Source organism: Mesorhizobium sp. CNPSo 4661 (assembly GCF_057784215.1).
The window spans coordinates 1-20,597 of record NZ_JBWGIO010000002.1 but is presented as its reverse complement, the minus strand read 5'-3'; the positions used below and the strand labels follow the sequence as shown (position 1 = coordinate 20,597).

20 protein-coding genes and 1 tRNA gene are annotated in these 20,597 nt (G+C 64.4%); 7 read left to right on the top strand and 14 right to left on the bottom strand.

All coding sequences use genetic code 11. The annotated features are described in order from the left end of the window. Positions 1 to 124 precede the first annotated feature (124 nt). From AC0YKC_RS02135 to AC0YKC_RS02105, 7 genes are all read right to left on the bottom strand, one after another. On the bottom strand, positions 125 to 604 hold the full coding sequence (locus AC0YKC_RS02135; protein ID WP_488509666.1) for a CatB-related O-acetyltransferase: 480 nt from the start codon (positions 602 to 604) through the stop codon (positions 125 to 127). A gap of 153 nt (positions 605 to 757) precedes the next feature. Beyond that, positions 758 to 1,642, bottom strand: a complete 885-nt coding sequence (locus tag AC0YKC_RS02130) for a hypothetical protein (protein ID WP_488509664.1) — start codon at positions 1,640 to 1,642, stop codon at positions 758 to 760. A gap of 68 nt (positions 1,643 to 1,710) precedes the next feature. Further along, positions 1,711 to 1,784 (bottom strand) — tRNA-Gly (locus AC0YKC_RS02125). A 56-nt stretch (positions 1,785 to 1,840) separates the two neighbouring features. Further along, the gene (locus AC0YKC_RS02120; RefSeq protein WP_488509662.1) at positions 1,841 to 3,277 is read right to left on the bottom strand and encodes a sensor histidine kinase; all 1,437 of its coding nucleotides are present in this window, start codon (positions 3,275 to 3,277) and stop codon (positions 1,841 to 1,843) included. Further along, complete coding sequence (locus AC0YKC_RS02115) at positions 3,274 to 3,948, bottom strand: response regulator transcription factor (protein ID WP_488509660.1); 675 nt, start codon at positions 3,946 to 3,948, stop codon at positions 3,274 to 3,276. Before AC0YKC_RS02115 ends, AC0YKC_RS02120 begins: the two co-directional genes overlap by 4 nt. A 103-nt stretch (positions 3,949 to 4,051) precedes the next feature. Then, on the bottom strand, positions 4,052 to 4,435 hold the full coding sequence (locus AC0YKC_RS02110) for a hypothetical protein (RefSeq protein ID WP_488510306.1): 384 nt from the start codon (positions 4,433 to 4,435) through the stop codon (positions 4,052 to 4,054). Between the two features lie 186 nt (positions 4,436 to 4,621). Beyond that, complete coding sequence (locus AC0YKC_RS02105) at positions 4,622 to 5,242, bottom strand: outer membrane protein (protein ID WP_488509658.1); 621 nt, start codon at positions 5,240 to 5,242, stop codon at positions 4,622 to 4,624. Between the two features lie 368 nt (positions 5,243 to 5,610). Here AC0YKC_RS02105 and AC0YKC_RS02100 point away from each other — a divergent pair, with 368 nt between their 5' ends. Then, the gene (locus AC0YKC_RS02100; RefSeq protein WP_181166832.1) at positions 5,611 to 5,880 is read left to right on the top strand and encodes a DUF6460 domain-containing protein; all 270 of its coding nucleotides are present in this window, start codon (positions 5,611 to 5,613) and stop codon (positions 5,878 to 5,880) included. Positions 5,881 to 5,892: 12 nt separating this feature from the next. Here the strand turns inward: AC0YKC_RS02100 and AC0YKC_RS02095 are convergent, their stop codons facing one another. Then, complete coding sequence (locus tag AC0YKC_RS02095; protein WP_488510305.1) at positions 5,893 to 6,795, bottom strand: histone deacetylase family protein; 903 nt, start codon at positions 6,793 to 6,795, stop codon at positions 5,893 to 5,895. A gap of 121 nt (positions 6,796 to 6,916) precedes the next feature. Here AC0YKC_RS02095 and AC0YKC_RS02090 point away from each other — a divergent pair, with 121 nt between their 5' ends. Beyond that, entirely contained in the window at positions 6,917 to 8,248 is a 1,332-nt protein-coding gene (locus tag AC0YKC_RS02090) for an MATE family efflux transporter (protein ID WP_488509655.1), read from the top strand. A 37-nt stretch (positions 8,249 to 8,285) separates the two neighbouring features. On the opposite strand, the gene AC0YKC_RS02085 is transcribed toward AC0YKC_RS02090, so the two are convergent. From AC0YKC_RS02085 to AC0YKC_RS02075, 3 genes are read right to left on the bottom strand one after another with little or no spacing between them, the layout of a single operon-like run. Further along, the gene (locus AC0YKC_RS02085) at positions 8,286 to 9,248 is read right to left on the bottom strand and encodes a PLP-dependent cysteine synthase family protein (protein WP_488509653.1); all 963 of its coding nucleotides are present in this window, start codon (positions 9,246 to 9,248) and stop codon (positions 8,286 to 8,288) included. Between the two features lie 30 nt (positions 9,249 to 9,278). After that, entirely contained in the window at positions 9,279 to 10,352 is a 1,074-nt protein-coding gene (locus tag AC0YKC_RS02080) for a quinone-dependent dihydroorotate dehydrogenase (protein ID WP_488509651.1), read from the bottom strand. Beyond that, a complete protein-coding gene (locus AC0YKC_RS02075; protein WP_320297653.1) occupies positions 10,349 to 10,696 on the bottom strand; it encodes a DUF952 domain-containing protein in 348 nt (115 codons plus the stop codon). The genes AC0YKC_RS02080 and AC0YKC_RS02075 overlap by 4 nt, the downstream gene beginning before the upstream one ends. A gap of 110 nt (positions 10,697 to 10,806) precedes the next feature. Here AC0YKC_RS02075 and AC0YKC_RS02070 point away from each other — a divergent pair, with 110 nt between their 5' ends. After that, positions 10,807 to 11,238, top strand: a complete 432-nt coding sequence (locus tag AC0YKC_RS02070) for a hypothetical protein (protein ID WP_488509648.1) — start codon at positions 10,807 to 10,809, stop codon at positions 11,236 to 11,238. 187 nt (positions 11,239 to 11,425) lie between these two features. Beyond that, positions 11,426 to 12,085: a response regulator transcription factor gene (locus tag AC0YKC_RS02065; RefSeq protein WP_320297799.1), complete on the top strand. Its 660-nt coding sequence runs from the start codon at positions 11,426 to 11,428 to the stop codon at positions 12,083 to 12,085. A gap of 9 nt (positions 12,086 to 12,094) precedes the next feature. Here the strand turns inward: AC0YKC_RS02065 and AC0YKC_RS02060 are convergent, their stop codons facing one another. Further along, complete coding sequence (locus AC0YKC_RS02060; RefSeq protein ID WP_488509646.1) at positions 12,095 to 13,606, bottom strand: MFS transporter; 1,512 nt, start codon at positions 13,604 to 13,606, stop codon at positions 12,095 to 12,097. 140 nt (positions 13,607 to 13,746) lie between these two features. Here AC0YKC_RS02060 and AC0YKC_RS02055 point away from each other — a divergent pair, with 140 nt between their 5' ends. Beyond that, positions 13,747 to 14,649 carry a LysR substrate-binding domain-containing protein gene (locus AC0YKC_RS02055; RefSeq protein ID WP_488509644.1) on the top strand — a complete coding sequence of 301 codons (903 nt, stop codon included), beginning with the start codon at positions 13,747 to 13,749 and terminating at the stop codon, positions 14,647 to 14,649. A gap of 86 nt (positions 14,650 to 14,735) precedes the next feature. On the opposite strand, the gene AC0YKC_RS02050 is transcribed toward AC0YKC_RS02055, so the two are convergent. Further along, a complete protein-coding gene (locus tag AC0YKC_RS02050; RefSeq protein ID WP_488509640.1) occupies positions 14,736 to 18,221 on the bottom strand; it encodes a PAS domain-containing hybrid sensor histidine kinase/response regulator in 3,486 nt (1,161 codons plus the stop codon). Between the two features lie 307 nt (positions 18,222 to 18,528). Here AC0YKC_RS02050 and mscL point away from each other — a divergent pair, with 307 nt between their 5' ends. Beyond that, complete coding sequence (mscL, locus tag AC0YKC_RS02045) at positions 18,529 to 18,951, top strand: large conductance mechanosensitive channel protein MscL (protein ID WP_320297648.1); 423 nt, start codon at positions 18,529 to 18,531, stop codon at positions 18,949 to 18,951. Between the two features lie 103 nt (positions 18,952 to 19,054). Further along, positions 19,055 to 20,221: a pyridoxal phosphate-dependent aminotransferase gene (locus AC0YKC_RS02040; RefSeq protein ID WP_488509637.1), complete on the top strand. Its 1,167-nt coding sequence runs from the start codon at positions 19,055 to 19,057 to the stop codon at positions 20,219 to 20,221. An 88-nt stretch (positions 20,222 to 20,309) separates the two neighbouring features. Here AC0YKC_RS02040 and AC0YKC_RS02035 read toward each other — a convergent pair. Continuing rightward, a partial coding sequence (locus tag AC0YKC_RS02035; RefSeq protein ID WP_488509634.1) for an aminotransferase class I/II-fold pyridoxal phosphate-dependent enzyme occupies positions 20,310 to 20,597 on the bottom strand: 288 nt, incomplete at its 5' end.

Sequence of the window (20,597 nt, the reverse complement as noted above, 5' to 3'; positions counted from 1 at the left end):
TGCGCGACCCATCCCTGACAGTTATCGGCTGTTACCTGTTTCGCCGCCGTATTTCTCGGTTTTTCTCGGCTCAGCTTCGGAAACGATGCCCGTTCTTTCGATGTCGCATGGAGCTGTTGATTATTTACGCCGCCCGATACTTCGAGACGAATTCGGAGACCGAGGCGTGGAAATCGGGCATCGCCGCTTCGATTTGATTGTCGTTCCAATCCCACCAGCGGATGGCCAGAAGTCCTTCAACGATTTTCGGCTCAAATCGATGCCGGATTAACTTCGCAGGGTTACCTGCAACCACGGCATATGGCTCGACGTCCTTTGAGACCACTGCGCCGGCGCCAACGACTGCGCCGTCACCTATCTTTACACCCGACAAAACAATGGCGCGTGAACCGATCCATACGTCATTGCCTATCGTGATCGGCCCCTTTGCGATGTCCCGTGTGGGCGGTCCGAACTGGTCAGAGCCTGGAAAGGGATAGCTGGACACCAAAGACATCGGATGCTCGCCCGCAGCGATAAAAAGTACACCGGCAGCGATCGAGCAATAATTTCCAATGCTGACAGGCGCCTCAGCAGTCGCCTGGAAAATGTTTCCGAAGTCCACGCCATAGGTCCTTCGGCCTATAGTGACATGCCTGCCAGGGTACGGTTTTCGCAACCCCAGTCTTGTCCGAAGCTCTCTAAACATCGCCATGATGCGTCGATAGCGTGAACTGATCGACCAGTACAGTAACCCTGACCGTCTGGAGCAGTCGAATTATGCAGGCAGAGCCATCAAGGTATCCAGGATCCTGCGTCGCTTGAGTTCAAGCAACTGCCGGCGGCGCGCTGGCGCCATATCAATGTCGGTCGTGAAGCGGCTCTCATGAAGCCAGTTGTCGATGCGCTCGAAAAGCGCTTCGTCCATTGCCGTGTCGGCGGCGACGGCGATACGCTCATAGTCGGCCTTGCACAGGTCTTCGTTGCTGAGTTGACGGTATAGACGGCGCCAGTTCAGGCCGCCGGTATCAAACCCATCAAGCCAATCCCTGCCGAAGTTGAGCCGGTCTGTCGACAATCTGTCCATGTTGAAGAAGGCAAAGCCTGGCCATAGATACCAGCGCGCGCCCGGCGCGGTCCGAACCAATCCCGCGACGCTGGCCTGATCCAGCATGCGAAACGGGTCTGTCCTTTCGGTGGGGAAAATATCGTGATCCAGAAAACCGACCATCGAAGGCCGGTTTACAAGGACGATGTTCTTCCAAGCCCAATTCAGCGCATAGCCGTGCGATTTGCCTCCATCGATCTCTCGTACGATCCATGGGTTTGCCGGCACTGCCGCGAAAGCAACATTGGCCTTCGCGCAGATATCGCGAATAGCATCTCTTGCCGACAGGTCAGTTGAGTTGTCGGCAACCACATGGATCGCTTCCGGAACGTATCTTGCGACAAGTTTGGTTTGCCAATCGATCACTTGGGCATCGTTGAAACTGATCGTGACCAAGACTCTTCGGTTGCGGATAGTGGTAAGAGGCACCGGGCCAGCATTCCTGGCCAGCGCGATCCGCTCCCGAACCTGATAACGCGCATGATTCTTGCGGTCGACCAACGGTCGTAGTCTGAACCATTCCCGAATAGTGTATTTCGACAGGGCGCGCGGCATGCTTCGCTTTTATACTTCCGCGCAACAACCGCAAGCTGCTCCAACCGGCTCAGAGTTTCACTGCAAGTTGGAGCGGGTAGCGGGAATCGAACCCGCGCGTTCAGCTTGGGAAGCTGACAGGCTACCATTACATCATACCCGCGCGAGCCCTCGTTACCATGATGGCCGGGCCTCAAGCAATCGGCAAAGCGGAACCACTTACGACGGCAAGGTGGGCAGTTCCATGCGCACCCAGGCACCTGCCGATGCGCCGCTCAGTATCCTGACGCTACCGCCATGCAGCTCCGCGATCCGCCGGGCAAGGTTGAGGCCGAGGCCGGCGCCGCGCGACTGCGGCTGCAGCCGGTAGAAGGGCTGGAATACATTCTCCCGCTCTGCCGGCGGGATGCCCGGGCCTGCGTCGCGCACCTCCACGCCGCCGTTTTTATCGACCGCGACGGTGATCATGCCGGCCCCGCCGCCATGGTCGATGGCATTGCGCAATAAATTGGCCAGGGCGCGTTCGATCTGCGAGCTGTTCCCCCGGACATGAACCTTCTCTTGGGGCGCCGGCTCGAAGGCAAGGTCGTAGCCGGCCTCGATCGCGAGCGGCGCGAAATCGGCGGCGACCCGGCGGCCGAGTTCGACCAGATCGACGATCTGGCGCTCGTCGGCCGGGCGTTCCAGCATCTGATGATCGAGCAATTGCTGGGCAAGGTGCGACAGCCGCTCGATGTCCTGCAGCAGGCGCTCGCTTTGCGGCTCCTTCGTCAACAGTTCCGCCCGCGTGCGCAGGATAGCTATCGGCGTGCGCAATTCATGCGCGGCGTCCGTCAGGAAGCGGTTGTGCTGGTCATAGCCATGGGCAAGGCGCGCCAACGTCTGGTTGAAGGCCCGCACCAGCGGCGCGATCTCCTGCGGCACGCGCTGCACCGGCAATTGCAGGCCGCGCGTGTTGATGTCGATACGGGCAGCCTGCTCGGCGGTGTCGACGAGTCCGGCGAACGACCTGCGCACCACGGCCGGTGTCGTCACCAAAGTTGTGATGCCCATGACCACGATGATGGGCAAAAGCAACATGGCGATGATCAGCGCCAGCGCGGGCAGGGCTCGCTCCCAGTTCCGGCTGCCGTCGGGATTGTGAGCGACGTCGATCGTCGCCGATATATTGATATCGAGCCCGTCGGTCTCGCCGCGCGATGACCGTGTCGAGGTGATGACCTGCACCAGACCGGCCTTGGTGGCGACGTTTTCGACATAGGCTTCGGGCCGAGAATCGTCCTTGGCGAATTCAAGGGTCGCGCGGTCTACTCCATCCAGCAGATCGCCTGGCGTCTTGGTATAGACATCGGGAACGGCGCCTGCACGGAGGCTTTGGCCCTTGCTGTCGCGGATAATGTACCAGAGGTGGGGGAACCTCTCGCGGAATTGGCGAAGCTCTGCCGTTTCGCGCACCACCAGGCCACCCTCATCGTTGCGCTCGACAGCATTCTTCAACGCCGCGACGGCCGCCTCATTGTCGACCAGCCAGTGCGGATTGGAAATCCATAGCGCCGCAGCGCAAAGCGCGATGAAGATCGCAAGCATCGCCGCCTGCAGCAGGATCAACCGCCGCACCAGCACCCATTGCAGCGAACGTGTCCGCCGCTGCTTCACGGCAAGGTCCTGAGAAGATAGCCGATGTTGCGGATGGCGCGGATCTCGACCCCCGCGGCGGCCTCTTCCAGCTTGCGGCGCAGCCTGGAAATATGCGCGTCGAGCGCGTTCGAACCGATCTCGTCATCCAGCGAATAAACGGCCTCTTCCAGCGTCCGGCGCATCACCGCCCGGCCCGGCCGCCGGATCAGCGTTTCCAACACCAGCCGCTCGCGCCGGGGCAAGTCGAGAGCCTTGTCGTCCACCAGCGCTTCGCGGTCGCGAAAATCATAAATCAGGCGGCCGACCTCGATGCGGTCGGCGCGCAAGGTGAACTGGCGGCGGTGCAGCGCGCGCAGCCGCGCCACCAGCTCCTCGGTGGCGAAGGGTTTCACCATATAGTCGTCGGCGCCGGCGTTGAGCCCGACGACACGGTCGTTGATGCCGGCCAGCGCCGTCAGCGCGATCACCGGCGTATCGACATTCATCGCGCGCAGGCGCGGAATGAGATCGAGGCCCTCGCCATCCGGCAGACGGCGGTCGAGCACGATCGCATCATGCGTTCCGACCTTGGCCATGATCTCGGCGTCGGCCAGCGTCGCGGTGCGGTCGACGATGAAATCCTGTCGCTCCAGCGCCGTCTTGAGCACCGACGCCATCTCCGGCTCGTCCTCGATCAGCAGGATACGCATGTCCAGTCTCCGTCAGCGCGGCGGCAGCACCGCACGCGGCCATGGGGTGGGCTAGGGCCTTGAGCGTCGGTGGGCAAGAGCCAGCCAGCCGTTTGCGATCGCGTTACTCGCACTCCAGCTTCGGCTTGCGGAAATTCGTGATGAACCAGCGACCACCCGAGGAGCGCGCGTAGAAGGTGTAAAAGCATTCCTGACGCTCGACATAGCCGGGCGTCTCGGTCTCCTCATATTCGGTGCCGTGCTTGGTATGTCGGACCTCGCCGCTCGATGAGCTGGAGACCACGTTGGTAGAGACCTTGCGCCACTGATAGGCGCGCTCGCCCGGGCCGAGCTCGACGACGGTTGTCGGTGGGCCGTAATCGAGGACGACCGACTCGACTGGCTGTCCGACATAGTTCTTCATGATGTCGGAGGCGCAGGCCGACATGCCGATGAGGGCCGCGGCGAAGAAGGCCTTCAGCGCCAGGTTGAGGCCTCTGCTTGTCATGAACATGATCTGATTCCTGGGATAGTGATGCGCTCCGGCAGCTAGGCCACGAAAATTGCATCGACATTACGCGGGCGTCCGTTGGCTCCGGCCGCTTCTGCGATGGCGGAGAAAGGCAGTTTCCCGCGGTGGAGATCGGCGGGGATCGGGCCGCCGCGGAAAACTGGTCTCCGGCGTTCCCAGGCCCTAGAAGCGGTAGTTGATGCCGGCCTTCAGTTCCTGGCTGCCTATATCGGTCTTCGCTTTGCCGAAGGCCGATCTCGTTTCCACGTCGGGCGTGCGGATATAGTCGTATTCGATCTTGGCGGAGAGGCCGCCGGCGAAGGCCTGCTCGACGCCGGCACCGACCAGATAGCCGAGCTTGCGGCTGTCGGTGTCGCGTACGCCGCCTGCCTTGTCGAATGTCGTCATGGCCAGGCCGGCGGTGCCGAAGACCAATGTCTGGTCGAAGGCAAGGCCAGCCTTGGCCTTGGCGGCGGCGCGCCATTTCTCCTTGATCTTGCCGCCCTCGACATTGTGTTCGGCGCCGCCGAGATAAGAGCCTTCGAGCTCGGCGCCGAAGACGGCGGGCCCTGTCTGTATGTTGTAGCCGGCCTGCACGCCGCCGCTCCAGCCATTCCGGCCGGCGAACGGGTTGGGCATCTTGGTGAAGGCGGTTCCGCCATGGACGCCGACATAGGCGCCGCTCCACTGGAAAGCCGGCGGATCGTTGTAGGCGGGCGACAGGTCGGCGGCCATCGCCGCTCCACCGAGACAGGCGGCGAAAGCCGCCGCCAGGGCAATCTTGGTTCGATAAAACCTGCTCAATACTCCAAACGCATGCGCAGGACAGGGCCATGCGCGGATTGACCAGTGGAGCTGGCTCCTGGGATAGCCGCTCCGGTTCGCTTGTCTTTCGCGGGCAATGGAATCCCATGCCGCAAGGCGCCTGCCTTGCGACCCGAACTTCCGGTGCGACACGCTGCTCGAAAGACGGGACCTATCTGTCAGGTGAAAATTGCACGCACATTGCGCGGGCCGGATAAGTGAAGATTTTTCTGTTTATTTTCAGCAATTTGCTGAATGTTTGTTTACGCAAAATTAAGCACTGCCTGGCGGCCGCGCAGCTTGCTGGCGGACGACCGAGTGCGTATCTCTGGTAGCGCGCTGCCGAATCAGGCGGCTCGAACCGGAGAATGGCCTTGTCCGCACTGACGCGCTTTCTTGGCGACACGCCGCTCAGGGTGTTCCTGAAGCTGCTCGTGGTCTCCTTCCTCGTCGGCCTCGTCATGCATGCCTTCGGCTGGTCGCCGATGGACGTCTTCTATGGCATCCGCCAGTTCTTCGTCGATTTGTGGAATCTCGGCTTCCACGCCATCGACCGCTTCCTCGGCTATATCCTGCTCGGCGCGGCGATCGTCGTGCCGGTGTTCATCCTGCTTCGGATCGCCAGCTACAGGAAATAGCCCGGCCTGGCATCACGCGTATCGGGATGCGACCTCGAACAGGATGGCGTGGCGCGCCGCCAGCGCCGGCACGTCGGTCGAATAGCCGCCGCCGATGACGCCGCAAAGCGGCACGCCGTGGCCGCGAAAATGGCCGATGACCATGTCTTCGCGGGCGGTGAGGCCGTCGTCGCTCAGCGCCAGCCGGCCGAGCCTGTCCTCGGCATGAACGTCCACGCCGGCGTTGTAGAAGACGAGGTCCCAGCGCCTTTTCCCGGATAGTTCCGGCAGGATGGCGGCGAGCCGCTCGAGATAGGCGTCGTCGCCGGTGCCGTCCGGCAAGGCGACGTCGAGGTCGGAGGCGATCTTGCGCGCCGGGTAATTGCGCTCGCCATGCATGGAAAAAGTGAAGGCGCGCGGTTCGTCCTTGAGGATGTCGGCCGTGCCGTCGCCCTGGTGCACGTCGAGATCGATAGCCAGGACATTTTCGACGGCGCCTTCGGCCAGCAGCGCCAGCGAGGCGACGGCGACATCGTTGAAGGTGCAGAAGCCGGCGCCCTGCGCGCGCCTGGCATGATGGCTGCCGCCGGCGGCGTTGCAGGCAATGCCGTGTTTCAGCGCCAGCCTGGCGGCCAGCACCGTGCCCGCCGTAGCGAGCTGTGCCCTCAGCGACACGCGCGGACCGATAGGAAAGCCGATCTCGCGCTCTATCTTCTCCGGCACCCGGCAGGCGATCACCTGGTCGACATAGTCGGCCGCGTGCGCAAGCTTCAGCCCTGCTGCCGGTGCTGGTTCCGGCATCGAGAGCGCTTCCGGCATGGCCAGCCCGCGCATACGCAAGGCCGCCATCAAAAGCGGATATTTGCTCATCGGAAAGCGGTGGTTGACGGCGAAGCCGGCGTCATAGTCTGGGTGATGGACGATCTGCAGCGGCATGGATCGGGAGGTCTGAGCCAAGTCTGAAATTCGGTTGGCAGTCCGGCGGATGGCGGTTGCGTGACGCCGGCAAACTGGGGCACATCGGGTCCACGATCAAGCCGCAATCAGCCAGGCAGCAATGGACGCAACCCAAACCGGCGCCAGATCCTTCGCCGTCACCAACCGCTCAGTGCTGGCGATCGCCGTGCCGATGACGCTTGCCTATCTGACGACGCCGCTGCTCGGCATCGTCGACACGGCGGTGGTCGGCCAGTTCGGCGACGCGGCCTTGCTCGGCGGCCTGGCGGCGGGATCGCTGGTCTTCGACGTCGTCTTCACCACCTTCAACTTCCTGCGCTCCGGCACCACCGGCCTCGTCGCCCAGGCCTTCGGGCGCGGCGATCCGTTGGAGGAACAGGCGGTGCTCTGGCGCGCCGTGCTGATCGCGGTCGTCGCGGGCGTCATACTGGCCGCCCTTTCGCCGCTCTTTGCCGTGGCCGGCCAGTGGTTCATGGGCGCCGAGCCGCGCGTCAGCGCGGCGATGTCGGTCTATATCCGCATCAGGTTGCTCGCCGCGCCCTTCTCGCTGATCAACTACGCCATACTGGGCTACGTGCTGGGGCGCGGCGAAGGCGGGGTCGGGCTGATGCTGCAGGCCGTGCTCAACGGCATCAACATCGTGCTCTGCTTCCTGCTCGGCCTCGAGCTCGGCTGGGGCGTGGCCGGCGTCGCCTGGGCAACCGTCACCGGCGAGTTCCTGGCCATGCTGCTTGGCCTTGCCATCGTGCTCGCCCGCTTCCGCAAGCTGGAGCGGCCGTCGCGCCGCCGTATCCTCGATTTGCCGGCCTACCGGCGGATGCTGTCGCTCAACCGCGACATCATGATCCGTTCCTTCTCGTTGCTTGCCGCGTTCGCGCTGTTCACCCGGCAGGGCGCGCAGTTCGGCACGGTGACGCTCGCCGCCAACGCCGTGCTGATGAATTTCTTCCTCATCGCCGGCTATTTCCTCGACGGCTTCGCCACGGCGGCCGAGCAATTGGCAGGCCGCGCCATCGGCGCGCATGCGCCGGCTCCGTTCCGGCAGGCCGTGCGGCTGACGCTGATCTGGGGCTTTGGCCTCGCCGGCGCTGCCACGCTCATCCTGCTGACGGCGGGCGCAAACCTTGTGGCATTGGTGACGACGTCTCAAGAAGTCCGCACGATCGCCGACGCCTATCTACCCTGGGCGGCCTTCACCGCGCTGACCGGCGTGCTCGCCTTCCAGATGGACGGCGTCTTCATCGGCGCCACCTGGTCGCGCGACATGCGCAACATGATGCTGTTGTCGTTCCTCGTCTTCAGCGCCGCGCTCATCACGCTTGCGCCGGCCTTCGGCAACAACGGCCTGTGGGCATCGCTGCATGTCTTCCTGCTGGTGCGGGGAGTGAGCTTGCTTGCAGTGCTCAGGCTCAGGGTGCGCACGGCATTTTAGCGCCCATTGTTCGGCTCCGGTCGAGCGCCAGCTTTTCTCAGCTCCAGAGGTCGGTCGAGAGGTACTTCAGCCCGGAGTCGCAAATCACGACAGCGATCGTCTTGCCTGATTGATCGCCGCGCAGGAGACGCAGCGCGGCAGCCACATTCGCCCCGGAGGAAAAGCCGCCGAAGATACCTTCGCTGCGCGCGAGCAAGCGCGTCGCCTCTCGCGCTTCGTCGCCGGACACCTGGAGATAACCATCGACCGGCGCGTTGTTCAGGAATGCCAGGTCCGGCATGGCGTAGCCGCCGCCTTGAATGGGGTGTTCGGGCTGGGTGACCGTCTCTCCGGCTGCCGCCGCGGCGCCCTCAGGCTCGACGATGAAGCACTTGATCAGGGGATTGCGCTCCTTGAGCGCCCTCGCCACCCCGGCATATGTGCCGCCCGAGCCGATGAAGTCGACGAACGCGTCGACGGCGCCATGGCTGGCGTCCCAGATTTCCGGCCCGGTACCGTGATAATGCGCAAGCCAGTTGCCGTCGCGATGGAACTGGTCGGCGCGGTACGCGCCTCGTTGCGCCGTGACTGCTCTGGCCACCTGCTCGACGAGCGCCAGATCGCCACCCGAGACCTGTCCCGGCACCGACCCCGGCAACTGGTCTACGAGGATAACTTCCGCGCCGAGCGCCGTCATCATGCGTGCACGCTCTTCGGAGTTGCCCTTCGACATCACCGCGACGAAGGGGTAACCCCTGACGGCGCAGATGATCGCGAGCCCCGTTCCCATGTTTCCGGAGGTAAGCTCGACCACCGTTTGCCCCGGCTTGATGGCGCCGGACCTTTCGGCCTCCTCGACTATTCCAAGCGCCGCACGGTCCTTCTTGGAAAAGCCCGGATTGAGATATTCCAGCTTGGCGAGGATTGCGCCGTCGACGCCTGCCTGCGCCGTCAGCCTGTCGAGCCGGACCAATGGTGTTCCACCGATCGAGTCCACGACAGAGTTCAGAACCTCGGCCATCGTCTGTCCTCCCGGTTTGGCGGAAACTCGTCAGAGTCGTTCGGACCAGCTTGCGCAGCCGGTATCGCGCAACTCTCCGATGGATTTGAGACGCTCCTTCTCCACAAAGCGCGCCATGCCGGCAACGATGCGCCCCGGCAGCGTTGGTCCAGCGTAGATCATCCCGGTGTAGAGCTGGACGAGGTCGGCGCCGGCGCGGATCTTTTCCAATGCCGCCTCGGTGGAATCGACGCCGCCGACACCGATGATCGCGATCTGCGGGCCAAGCAGCCTGCGCATCCGGGCCAGAACCGCGGTCGAACGCTCGAACAATGGTTTCCCAGAGAGCCCGCCGGTTTCATTCGCGACGCCGCCGCTCCGCAACCCGGTCCGCGCCAGCGTCGTGTTGGAAACGATGACGCCATCGACTTCCTTCTCGGCGACCTCGGCGGCGATGTCTTCCAGCTCCGCCTCGACGAGATCCGGCGCGATCTTGAGGAAGACGGGCGGTTGCGCAAGAGCGGTGGCGCGCGCGGCCATCACCCGCGACAGCAATTCGCCGAGCTGCTCGCGCGCCTGCATGTTGCGCAGGCCCGGCGTGTTTGGCGAGGAGATGTTGACGGTCAGATAGCTCGCATAGGGCGCGAAGCGGGCGACGCCGCGCTCATAGTCGGCGATGCGGTCGGCGCTGTCCTTGTTGGCGCCGATATTGACGCCGACGATACCCGGCCGCCCCTTGCGCGCGGCAAGCCGCTTTTCCGCCGCCGCGTGACCCTCATTGTTGAAGCCCAGCCGGTTGATCACCGCCTCGTCCGCCATCAGCCGGAAGATGCGCGGCTTCGGATTGCCCGATTGCGGCTGCGGCGTGATGGTGCCGACCTCGGCAAAGCCGAAGCCGAGCCCCAGCAGCGCGTCCGGAACCTCGGCGTTCTTGTCGTAGCCGGCGGCCATGCCCAGCGGATTCGGGAAGTCGAGGCTGCAGAGGCGGGTTTTGAGACGCGCGTCGCGCGTCGTGGTCGCGCCGACCGGAAGCCCGCAGCGCAAAGCCGCGATCGACATGCCGTGCGCGGTTTCCGGATCGAAGGAGAAAAGCAGCTTCTGGCCGATCCGGTCGAGCACGCTCATTCGCCCTCCAGCGCCGGGAATTCGTGGCCGTTCGCGCCGAGCGGCAGCGGCTTGACCCAGAGGGCGGCATCGAGAGCGAGCGGAGCGTAAAGATGCGGGAACAGGGCGCCGCCGCGCGACACCTCGTATTTCAGCGCGTCGCCCAGCTTAGCCCCGTCGATGGCGATAAGCAGCAGATCGCTCTGGCCGGCGAAATGCCTGGCCGCGGTCTCGCGCACCTGGCCGGCGGTGGAGAAATGGATGAAGCCGTCGGCGATGTCGATCGGCGCGCCGATGAAGCGCCCGTTCCTCTCGGCTTCGCGCCAAAGCGCCTCGGGGGCGATCTTGTAGATAATCTGAGACATTGTCGCGCTATAGTCCGAACCGAAGGTGCGGGGAAGGCTCAAGCTCGACTCTTCCCCATTTCCGGCGCAAACCTGTGATAGCCCGCCTTCACTGGCTCATGGAGGACACTATGCGTCTGCAGCACATCCTGATCCCCGCGGCGCTCTGCTCGCTGGTTGCCGCTTCCGCCTATTCCGAGGAGACCGACCACTACCGTCTGGAGAAGTCCGCCGACGGTTATGTCCGCATGGACACAAGGACCGGCGCCATGTCGATCTGCGAGGAGCGCTCAGGCCAGCTCGTCTGCAAGATGGCGGCCGACGAGCGGGCCGCCTACCAGGACGAGATCGACCGGCTGGACAATTCGGTCAAGGCGCTCGACGCGCGCGTCGCCAAGCTCGAGAATTCGCTCTCGGCCCGGCTGGAATCGCAACTGCCGAGCCAGGAGGACTTCAACAAGACGATGGGCTATATGGAGCAGTTCTTCCGGACCTTCAAGGACATCGTCAAGGACATGGACAAGGAAGACGGCGACAGCGGCAAGCTGAACCAGAAGACCTGAACCGAGGGCGCAATTCCAGGAAAAGTGCATAGCGGTTTTCCGTCCGGAATTGCGCAAAACAAGAGCCGAACCGTTGGGGAAAACCCCGCGCGCGGCCTTTGCCGCTTGAAAACGCGCCGCGTCACCGCATAATCATTCCGGTCCCCGCAAGAAGCACACAATGATGATGGGATCGGGGGAGGAATATTTGCCGTCGGGCCACACTTTCGTCATTGCCGACGACCATCCGCTTTTTCGCGGCGCGCTGAAGGAGGCGCTGGCCGGCGTCGGCGACGTTGCCGCCATCCATGAGGCAGGGGATTTCGAAAGCGCCAAGGCGTTGGTGCTCGCGAACGAGGATGTCGACATGGTGCTGCTCGACCTGTCGATGCCGGGCGCCAGCGGCCTCTCCGGCCTGATCTCGCTGCGCGGTATCCATCCGGCGGTGCCGCTGGTGGTGGTGTCGGCGCATGACGATCCCGTCACCATCCGCCGCGCGCTCGATCTCGGAGCGTCCGGCTTCATCTCCAAATCGGCCAGCATGGAAGAAATCCGCGCCGCCGTGCAGGCGGTGCTTGCCGGCGATATCGCCGCGCCCGCCGGCATCGAGCTCGGCGTCGAGCGCGATCCGGAGATCTCCGACCTGATCAAGCGCCTGCAGGCGCTGACGCCGCAGCAGACGCGCGTGCTCGGCATGCTGGCGGAGGGCTTGCTCAACAAGCAGATCGCCTATGAGCTCGGCGTCTCCGAGGCCACCATCAAGGCGCATGTCTCGGCCATCCTGCAGAAGCTCGGTGTCGACAGCCGCACCCAGGCGGTGATCCAGCTGTCGAAGATCGGCGGCGACCCGCTGCAGCCGGTCGGCTGACCGTCCGTTTCAGTCCGGGCGCTGAACCGCTTCCTGCCGCGCCGGTCGTGCCCCGAAGATCGCAAAGCCGATCGCCGCCATGATCCATACGGCGACGCCGCCATAGAGCATCACCCAGCCAAAGCCGCTCGCCAGCGCGCCATGCGCGACGTCGTCCGGCAGGCTCGGCACCGGATTGCCGACCGCGATCGCCTCGGCGAACCGACGGAGTCTTGCGCTGTCGAGCTCGGGCAGCGCGGCCATGAGATGGAAGAGTACGCCGTTCGCCAGGATGAAGCCCATCACCGCGATGTTCACCGCAAGCGAGATCATGCGCGCGCTCATGTCGATGCCGGACGCCATCCCGGCGCGGTTGCGCGAAACCGAGCCGGTGGTCGTGTTGGTGACCGGCGTGTTGGTGATGCCGAGCCCAGCGCCCGCGATCAGGCAGCCCGGCAGCATGGTCTGCCAGCTGGCATGGGCCGCGGCGCTGCCCCATTTCATCAGGAAGAAACCGATGCCGATGATCGCGAGCCCCGCCGGGATGACGACGCCGGGCCGGTAGCGCAGCGACAGCCGCTCGGCCAAAGGCGGCATGACCAGCGTCGGCAGCGTGTAGGCGAGCAAGGCAAGGCCGGTGGCGAAGCTGTCGAGGCCGAGGCCTGTACGGAACCAGATCGGCAGATAGATCATGAACGGCCAGTAGCTGATATTCATCGCCGTCGAGCCGACGATCGCGCCGGAAAACGGGCGGATGCGAAACACCGAAAAGTCGAACATCGGCCGCTTGCTGAGCCTTTCGGCGACGAGGAACGCCACGAAGCTCGCGATCGACAGGCCAAGGATCGCCAGGGCGGCGGGGCTGGCAAATCCGAGCTCCGGTCCCTGCGTGATGTAGAAGACGAGGCAGAAGACGGAAGGCGACAAGGTCAGGATGCCGGCGAGATCCAGCCTGCCCGCTTGCGGATCCATCGATTCATGGACGCCTCCCAAGGCAAGCACGAAGGCGACGATCGCAACCGCCACATGGATGAGGAACACCCACTGCCAGCTCGACACGGCGACGATGCCGCCGCCGATGATCGGACCGAAGCCGAGGCCGATGCCGAAGACGACGCCCCACCAGCCCCAGGCCACGGCGCGCTCGCGCCCGTCCTGGAACTCATGCGACAGCACGGCGAGCTGGCAGATCAGCATCGCGCCGCCGCTCAACCCCTGCAGGAAGCGCGCGGCGATCAGCGTCGAGACGTTGCCCGCCAGGCCGCAGATCAGCGAGGCAAGCCCGAAGGCGGCGATCGAGACCAGGAAGACGCGCTTGCGCCCATAACGATCGGCAATGGTGCCGACCGCCATCAGCACGCTCGTGACGGCGATCGTATAGGCGTTCATCACCCATTGCAGTTGCCTGAAGTCCGCCTTGAGCACCTGCTCCAGCGTCGGCAGGATGGTGGGAACGCTCGATATCTCCAGCCCGAACATCAGGCAGGCAAGACATGCGGCGAACAGAACGACGATGCCCCGGCGGGTGAGGACAGGAGTCATGGTCAAACCTCTCGAATTTCTTGGGGCAGGGCGAAACCGGATGGTTTGCCGCTGTACGCCCAACGCAAGTTAAGGCAGGCTTGATCATTTTAGAATTGCATGGTTGGCTATTTCAGAGACAACAAAACAGGATAGCTGACATGACGCTGGACGTAGATGCGGTAAGAGCCTTCGTTACTGTCGCCGACCTACGCAGCTTCACCCGCGCCGCCGACGCCATTGGCAGCACCCAGGGCGCGATCAGCGTCAAGCTGAAGCGGCTGGAAGACCGGATCGGCGAAAGACTGATCGAGCGGACGCCGCGGCTGGTGCGGCTTTCAACGCGCGGTGCCGTCTTCCTGGAGCCGGCGCGCGAGCTGCTTGCCGCGCACGACCGCGCTGTCGCCAGTCTTACGGCTGTTCGCCGCCATTTTCGGCTCGGCATCGCCACCCATGTCGGCGGCGCCGAGGTGCCGACCTTGCTGGCGCGGCTCAGTGCGCATGACCCGGCGCTGACCATCGAGGTCAGGCTTGACGACACACGCGACCTGCTCGCCGCCTTCGATCGCGGCGATCTCGATGCGGCGATCGTGCGGCGTGGGGACGGCCGCCGTGACGGCGAGGTGCTGGCGCCCGAGCATTTCGGCTGGTACGCGACGCCGGACTTCGTCTACCGCGCTGGCGAGCCGCTGCGGCTGGCCGCCTCCTCGCCCTCCTGCAGCATCCGCGACGTCGTCACCGGCGCGCTCGACGCGGTCGGTATACCGTGGACACAAGTCTTCCTGGGCTGCGGCTCCTTCGCGGTTGCGGAGGCCGTGTCGGCGGGCCTTGCCGCCGGCGCCTTCTCGTCTCGCCTGGTTCCGCCCGGCACGATCGAGATCAGCCGCAAATTCGGCCTGCCGCCGCTGCCGGCATCGGAGATCGTGCTGTTGTCCACGCTCTCCGACGCCCAGTCGCGCGATGCGTTGCGCACCCTTGCCATGGCGTTTCGCGAGCACCGTCCGCCTGCTAGTGGCGCGAGGCCTCGGTTCCGCAATTCGCAAATGGCCGACAGCTCCATCTGAAGCTGCCGGTCCGAGAAGCGCTCGCCGACATGTTCTGCGCTTATCTGAGAGGTCTCGGACGTAGAGGTTGAAGCACCGGCCAGCGACTACTCCGCCGCCGGCGCCAGCGGCCTGACACGCGCCATCATCGAGCGCAGCACCGCTGGCTTCAGCGGCTTGTTGACGACGGGAATGTCGAGCCGGCCGGCAGCCGCGCGCACTTCGCTGGAGCGGTCGGCGGTGACCAGCACACAGGGCAGGTCCTGTCCGTAGGCGGCGCGCAGCGTGGCGACGGCATCGAGCCCGGTGCTGCCGTCGAGATGATAGTCGGCAAGCACCAGGTCCGGCTTTGGTGCGCCGGGTTTCACGAGATCGCCTGAACCAGAAGCCGTCTCGACATGGCATCCCCAGCCTTCGAGCAGCAGCCGCATGCCGTCGAGGATGCGCGCGTCATTGTCGATGCACAGCACATTGAGCCCGGCAAGCGTCGAGGCGGAGCGGGCCGGCGCCTTGCCGGCCTCGCGCGGCGGCGCCGCCACCGCCGCGACCGGCAGGATCACGGAAAAGCGCGTGCCCTTGCCGGGGTTGGAGAAGATCTGGATCTCGAGCCTCAGCACCCTGGCGATACGGTCGACGATGGAGAGACCCAGGCCAAGGCCTTCGGCCTCGCGCACGCCCTCGTCGAGGCGCGTAAACTCGTGAAAGACCGTGTTGAGCTTGTCGCCGGCAATGCCGATGCCGGTGTCGATCACCTGGATCTCGGCCAGCTCGCCGCGCCGCCGCACGCCAACCAGGATGCGGCCCTGGCGCGTGTATTTGATGGCGTTGGAAACGAGGTTCTGGATCAGCCGGCGCAGCAGGTTGCGGTCGGTCATGACGCCGAGCGAGGAGGGGATGATCGTGAGTTCGAGCTTCTTTTCAGCGGCCAAAGGGCGAAAATCGTTGCCGATCTGGCCGAGCAGTCCGCCGAGGTTGAAGGCGGCGTTCTCGGGCTTCATGGCGCCGGCGTCGAGCCGCGAGATATCGAGCACCGCGCCGAGGATGGTCTCGACCGATTCCAGGGAGGATTCGATGTTGACGGCGGCCTTCCCGGCCGGTCCCTTGCCGGCCTTCTCGATCAGCGACGAGCAATAGAGCCGCGCCGCGTTGAGCGGCTGCAGGATGTCGTGGCCGGCGGCGGCGAGGAAGCGCGTCTTGCCGAGATTGGCTTCCTCGGCCAGCATCTGCGCCTGCGCCAGTTCCTCGTTGACGCGGGTGAGCTCGATGGTGCGGGTCTTGACCCGCTGCTCCAGCGATTCATTGGCCCGCTTCAGCGCCAGGTCCTGCTCGACGCGGCCGGAAATGTCGGCATAGGTGGCGACGATGCCGCCATCGGGCATCGGGTTGGAGCGCAGCTCCAGGATGCGGCCGCTGGTCTTGAGCTCCATCTGCCACGGGCCGGCGAAGCTGGTCAGCCGGTTGAGCGTCGTCACGCGCTGGTCGGCGGGGATATCGCCGCGCTCGGCGAGATGGCGCAGGATCCGGTCGAGCGAGACGCCGACCTGGCCCATCTCGTCCGGCAGGTCGAACAGCAGCCGGTATTGCCGGTTCCAGCAGATCAGCCGGAAATCGCGGTCGAAGACAGTGATGCCTTGCTCCATCTGGTCGAGCGCGATCTGTAAGAGGTCGCGATTGTGTTGCAGCGCCTCGGTGGCGTCGTCGAGCAGCTTGAAGGCATCCTTGGAATCGCGATCGTTGCGGCGGAAGAGCAGCGACAGGATCAGCCGCGCCGAGGAAGAGCCGACGGCGCTCGCCAGCAGCTGCTCCGAGAAGCGGATGACATCCATGCTGGCCTGTTCGGTGCCGTGCAGGGAGACTTTCGCGTCCCTCTCGAAGGATTGGAACGAGCGCTCCGTGCGCTCGACGCCGAGATAGCGCGAGATCGTATCCTTCAGGTCGTTGACGGTGACGGCGGTGCGGAAGCGCCTGAGGCTCGGCATCGGGCCGGCCTCGCGCGGCACGAAGATCGCCGCCTGGATCCGCTCCAGCGGTACCGATGCTCGCGACAGAGATCCAAGCACGAAGAACAGGGCGTTGACCGAGAGGCTCCACAGCACGCCATGGTTCAGCGGCTCGCCGACGGTGCCGAACAGCGCCTGCGGCCTCAGCGCCTCGAAGCCGAACAGCCCATGGGCGACGATGCCGGAAGCGGGACCGACCAACGAGGGGAGTAGCAGCGTGTAGCTCCAGACGGCGATGCCGGCGACCATGCCGAGTGCTGCGCCCCGGCCATTGGCGCGGCGCCAGATCAGGCCGCCGATCAGCGCCGGCGCGAATTGCGCGATCGCGGCAAACGACATCAGGCCGATCGACGACAGCCGCGCGCTGTTGGTGCTCTCGCGATAATAGAGGAAGGCGATGAACAGCATGATGAAGATCGAGGCGCGGCGCACGTTGAGGATGAGCGTCGACCAGTCCTCGTTCTCCGAGGAACTGGTCTTGAGCACGCGCCGCACGAACAGCGGGATGACGAGATCGTTGGAGATCATGATCGACAGCGCGACGCTCTCGACGATCACCATGGCGGTCGCCGCCGACAGGCCGCCGACGAAGGCGACCATCGCCAGCAGGTCATGCCCGCTGAGCAGCGGCAGCGACAGCACGTAAAGGTCGCTGCTGGTCTTGGTGCCGACCAGCGACAAGCCGGCAAAGGCGATCGGCAGCACGAAGAGGTTGATCGCCACGAGATAGAGCGGGAACACCCAGGTCGCCGTGCGCAGTTCCGCCTCGCTGCGGTTCTCGACGATCGTGACGTAGAACTGCCGCGGCAGCATCAGCACGGCAAAGCCGCTGAGGCCAGTCAGCACCAGCCAGGTGGCCAGGGAGGTGCTGTAGCTCATGGCCTGGCGCACCTGGCCGTTTCCGGCGAGCTTGGCGAACATGTCGCCGGGGCCGCCGAAGATCAGGAACGTCACCATCAGGCCGATGGCGAGAAAGGCGGCGAGCTTGACCACGGTCTCGACCGCCACCGCGAGCACCAGCCCGTCCTGATGTTCGGTGGCGTCGGCATGGCGGGTGCCGAACAGCACCGCGAACAGCGCCAAAAGCATCGCCACCACCAGCGAGATATCGCTGACGAAGGGATCGAAGGAGGGCGGCGAGCCGGTATAGTGCTCGACCATCAGGCTGACGGAGCCCGAGATCGCCTTGAGCTGCAACGCGATGTAGGGCACCGCGCCGACGGTTGCGATCAGCGTCGCGATCGCCGCGACTGTGAAGCTCTTGCCGTAGCGGGCGCCGAGGAAGTCGGCGATCGAGGTGATCTTCTCGCTTTTTGCCAGCCGGATCATGCGGTTGAGCAGCGGGAAGCCGAACACGAAGACCAGCACCGGACCGGTATAGATGCCGAGGAATTCGAGGCCGCGCTCGGAGGAAAGGCCGACCGAGCCGAAAAAGGTCCAGGAAGTGCAGTAGATGGCCAGGCTGAGCGCATAGATGAAAGGCCGTGCCCGGCCCAGGCCGATGGTAGCCGAACGCCGGTCGCCGACGCTGGCGATGGCGAAAAGCAGCGTCACATAGGCGATCGCGATGATGACGACGAACCAGCCTTGCACGGTCCGCACTTCCTCCCTGGAGCATGATGCCGAAAAGTGGGAAGCGGTTTTCGGGCGACATCATGCTCTATTCTTGATTCAAAGTCGGTCTCCACCCTGGCCTGGGCTAGACGCAATCACAGCTTGGAGCCCAAGTCCATCGCGGCTTTCGGCGCATATGTGCTTGATGACGCTATGTAAACACAAACCGGTGCCTTGGCTCATTTTCTGGTTTTGCAACCGGGGGTTTTTGTTATTGTGAACCTTGGGTCGGCGTCGAAGGACACTGGAGAGGCGGCAGCGCGGCCCGTGATGCAAGGAGGGTCGAATGCTGAAAGAATTCCAGGAATTCATCTCCAAGGGCAATGTGATGGACTTGGCCGTCGGCGTCATCATCGGCGCCGCTTTCGGCAAGATCGTCGAATCGCTTGTCAATGACATCATCATGCCGATCGTCGGCGCGATCTTCGGCGGGCTGGACTTCAACAACTACTTCTTCGGACTGTCCTCGAACGTCCATTCGGCCACGCTGGCCGATGCCAAGAAAGAGGGCGCGGTCTTTGCCTATGGCAGCTTCATCACCGTGGTGCTGAACTTCCTGATCCTGGCCTTTATCATCTTCCTGATGGTCAAGGCCGTGAACAATATGCGCAGGCGGCTTGAGCGCGAAAAGCCGGCCCCTGCCGCCGCGCCGCCGCCTGCCGATGTGCAGCTTCTGACCGAAATCCGCGACCTGCTCGCCAAGAGATAACGCAGAGCGGGCGCTCTGGACCAAAACCCCGGCCGCCCGCGGCCGGGGTTTTCCGTTTGGCGATCTGGTAAGAGCGCTCACGAGACGAATATGGATTTTGCCCATGACCCTTATCGAGACCTTGCGCACCGAGGCCCGAGCTGCCCCTGAAAGCGGCATTGTCGCCGTCGTCAATCATGGCCGCCTGCGCGAAGGCCTGATCCCGCTCTGGGCCGGTGAGGGCGATCTGCCGACGCCGGCCTTCATCAGCGATGCCGCCGCCAAGGGACTGGCCGACGGCGAGACTTTCTACACCTGGCAGAGGGGCATTCCCGCGCTCAGGCAGGCGCTCGCCCGCTACTACGCCAGGCACTTCGGCAAGACCTTCGCCGAGGAAGAATTCATCGTCACCGGATCCGGCATGCATGCCATCCAGCTGGCTATCGACGCGATCGCCGGCAGCGGCGATGAGGTTATCTACCTCTCGCCCGCCTGGCCGAACTTCGCCGCGGCCGCCGGCGTGGCGGGCGCCGTGCCGGTGCCGGTCACCCTCGACCAGTCCGGCAATGGCTGGTCCTGCGACGTGGACAAGATCGCCGCCGCGATCACGTCACGCACGAAGCTGTTGTTCATCAACACGCCGTCCAACCCCACCGGCTGGACCGCCGATCGGGAGACGCTCCAGGCGATCCTCGATCTCGCCCGCCAAAAGGGCCTGTGGATCATTGCCGACGAAATCTATTCGCTGTTCCACTACGGCCATGGCCGCGCGCCGTCCTTCCTCGACATTGCCACGCCCGAGGACCGCATTCTGTTCGTCAACAGCTTTTCCAAGAACTGGGCGATGACCGGCTGGCGCGTCGGCTGGATCAAGACCCATCCCGCCTTGCAGCAGGTGTTCGAAAACCTGATCCAGTACTCGAACTCCGGCGTCGCCCAGTTCATGCAGCGCGGCGCGGTTGCCGCCCTCGACGAGGGTGACGGCTTCATCGCCGAACAGGTGGAGCGCGCGCATGCCGCCCGCGACCTCGTCTGCGGCATCCTGGGCGAAACCGGCAAGGCGCGTTTCACCGTGCCGCAGGGCGCCTTCTATCTGTTCTTCAGGGTCGACGGCCTCACCGATTCCCGAAAAGCCGCCTTCGACATCGTCGACAACGCCAATGTCGGCCTGGCGCCCGGCACCGCCTTCGGTCCCGGCGGCGAAGCCTTTCTCAGACTATGCTTCCACCGCCGCCTCGATCAGCTCGAGGAAGCGGCGCATCGCCTGGCGAAATGGATGAAGACGGTGTAGCCGAGCCGTCGACGAAGCCCGAATTGAAACTCGCTCCGGTGAGTCAAAGTTGCAGCGGATGGCTGCCGGAGTAGAGTTTGAAACGGCTTCAGCCGCCTGACTTCGGCACCAGCAGCGGAATGATCCGGTCGGTCTTGGCGACGGCGGGACGGCCGGAGCCGGCATAGGGAATGCCCAACGCATCCCAGGTCTCGACCAGCGCGTCCTGCAATTCGGCGATCAGCGCATCCGAATGGAACGGCGTCGGCGTGATGCGCAGCCGCTCGGTGCCGCGCGGCACCGTCGGGTAGTTGATCGGCTGGATGTAGATGCCGTGCACGCCAAGCAGGCGGTCGCTCGCCATCTTGCAAAGCTCGGGGTCGCCGACCAGCACCGG